Genomic DNA, 2,600 nt, shown 5'->3' on the forward strand with positions numbered 1-2,600 from the left:
CGCCAGCTCAGCGCGCGTCGTACTCCACGCGCGACACCGCGACGTCGTCCATGTGGGACGTCGCCCACGCCTCGAGCGGCTCGAGCACCCGGCGGAGCGACCGCCCGCGATCGGTGAGTTCGTACTCCACGTGCGGCGGGATCTCGGGGAACACCGTACGGGTGACGAGTCCGTCCCGCTCGAGTGCCCGGAGGGTCTGGGTGAGCATCTTCTGCGACACGCCCTGCACCCGGTTCGCGATCGCCGAGTACCGTTGCGGCCCGTCGGCGAGGGTGCCGATCGTCAGCACGCTCCACCGGTCGCCGATGCGGTCGAGCAGCTGGCGACTGGGGCAGTCGGCCGCGTAGGGGCTGTACTCGAGTGCTGACATCTGGCCTGGCCTCCGTGACGAACGAGCTCCGTTACGCACCGTGAGGTGCCTACTTACTCAAAGAGAGTAACTCTTGTACGGTGAGCAGCACCAGCCCCACGAAAGGAACAGCATGACCAGCATCGTCGTCTTCGGAGGCACCGGCTACGCCGGCTCCGCCATCACCCGCGAAGCCCTCTCCCGTGGCATCGCCGTCACCGCCGTCGCGCGCGACACGAGCAAGCTCGACGCCGCCGAGGGCCTGACCCTGGCGCAGGGCGATGCCTTCGACGCCGACTTCGTGGCCGAGGTCACGAAGGACGCCGACGTCATCGTCGTCGCACTGCACGCGGTCCAGGCCGACGGCAGTGAGCTCAAGGACGAGTTCCAGCACTTCGTCGACGCTGCGGCCAGCGCCGGTGCGCGTCTCGGCATCGTGGGCGGCGCCGGTTCGCTGCTCGTCGCCGACGGTGGACCGCGCCTGTTCGACTCGGCCGAGTTCCCGGACGCGTTCAAGGGCGAGGCGAAGAGCCACGCGCAGATCCTCGACGCGCTCCGTGCCTCGGACACCGACGTCGACTGGTTCTACGTCAGCCCGGCCGCCGGCTACGGCAGCTACAACCCGGGCGAGCGTCGTGGCACGTACCGCACGACCGACGAGGTCCTGCTGACCGACTCCGAGGGCAACTCGGACATCTCCGGCGACGACTTCGGCCTGGCCTTCGTCGACGAGATCGCGAACCCGGCGCACCACCAGGCCCGTTTCGGCGTGGCTTACTGAGGCAACCGCTCACCGGACGGGAGGCGCGTGGCGGGGCCGCCCTGTGCCTCCCGTCCGTCCCGGACTGCGTCCGCGCCCTGTTGCGGGCATTGCACCCCTGTGTGTCGGGGTGCGACGCCCGCAACGGGGCGCAACGCCTTGGCGCGCGCCGGACGGGAGGCTCGTGGCGACGCCGCCACGGTCCTCCCGCCCGGCGCGCCGGTGCGCCCACCGCGCCCCGCTCAGTGGGCGACGATCGCCGGCAGTGGCACGTGGTGGCGCATGCGCACCGCGAGGTGAAGGCCACCTCGGCGGGCGAGGACGAGCGCGATCACGGCAGCGGCGGCCGCGGGCACCCCGCCGGCGACCATCATCCCGACGTGCGCCCCGAAGTGGTCGACGACCTGGCCCATCAGCGGCCCGCCGATCGCCTGGCCGCCGAGCAGCACGAGCACGTAGAGCGACATCACCCGGCCGCGGATCGCCACGTTCGACGACAGCTGCACGAGCGAGTTCGACGCGGTCTGGAACAACAGCTGCGACATCCCGACGGCGACGAGCGCCACGGTGAACGGCGCGATCACGGGGATGGACCCGGAGACCACGAGCAGCACCCCGGTCCAGAACACCCCGCCGACGATGGTCCGGAGCCGCACGACCGCCCGCCGCGTGGAGAGCAGGGCGCCGACGAGCGCACCGATCGCCACGGCCGAGTTGAACACGCCGTACCCGGCGGCGCCGACGTCGTACACCTGTGACGCGAAGGCCGACAGCAGCACGGGCATCGTCAGCGCGAACACCGAGAAGAACGCGACGAGGATCACCGGCACGATGATCGTCGGCTTGTTCACGGCGTAGCGGAGCCCCTCGATCAGCTGTCCCTTGCCGCGGGGCGCCGGGGGCGTCCGGTGCAGTTCCGAGACCTTCAGGAAGCCGAGGGTCACGACGACCGCGACGCACGCGATCGCGTTCACGCCGAACGACCACCCGGCCCCGACCGCGACGAGCAGCGCCCCGGACAGCGCCGGGCCGATCATGCCGCCGAGCTGGAACACCGACGAGTTCACGCTGATCGCGTTGCGGAGGTGCTGGTGTCCGACGATCTCGGTGACGAACACCTGGCGGGCCGGGTTGTCGATCACGGTGACCATGCCGACCAGGAACGCGATCACCCAGATGTGCCAGGCCTCGACCACACCGGCGAGCGTCAGCACGGCGAGCAGTGCGGACAGCACGGCGAAGGCACCCTGCGTGATCATCATCAGCGCGCGCTTCGAGAACCGGTCGACGAGCACGCCGCCGAGCAGCCCGAACAGCAGCATCGGCGCGAACTGGCAGGCGACGGTGATGCCGACCTGCGCGACCGAGCCGGTCAGCTGCAGGACGAGCCAGTCCTGGGCGATGCGCTGCATCCACCCGGCGGTCATCGCGACGAGGTTGGTGGCCGTGAACAGCCGGAAGTTCGGCACGGAAAGGGCGATGAGGGTGTGC

General features: G+C 70.5%; 3 protein-coding genes. 1 reads left to right on the top strand and 2 read right to left on the bottom strand.

Going from position 1 to position 2,600, the window contains the following annotated elements; translation table 11 throughout:
- Positions 1-7: 7 nt before the first annotated feature.
- Entirely contained in the window at positions 8-370 is a 363-nt protein-coding gene (locus GVL05_RS19690; protein ID WP_111086871.1) for a helix-turn-helix domain-containing protein, read from the bottom strand.
- A 112-nt stretch (positions 371-482) separates the two neighbouring features.
- On the opposite strand from GVL05_RS19690, the gene GVL05_RS19695 reads away from it, so the two are divergent.
- Positions 483-1,130: an NAD(P)-dependent oxidoreductase gene (locus GVL05_RS19695; protein WP_159574233.1), complete on the top strand. Its 648-nt coding sequence runs from the start codon at positions 483-485 to the stop codon at positions 1,128-1,130.
- Positions 1,131-1,351: 221 nt separating this feature from the next.
- Here GVL05_RS19695 and GVL05_RS19700 read toward each other — a convergent pair.
- The coding region (locus GVL05_RS19700) for an MFS transporter (protein ID WP_235036082.1) at positions 1,352-2,600 on the bottom strand (1,249 nt) is incomplete at its 5' end.

The organism is Curtobacterium sp. 18060 (assembly GCF_902706105.1).
In the GTDB taxonomy this organism is placed as follows: Bacteria; Actinomycetota; Actinomycetes; order Actinomycetales; family Microbacteriaceae; genus Curtobacterium.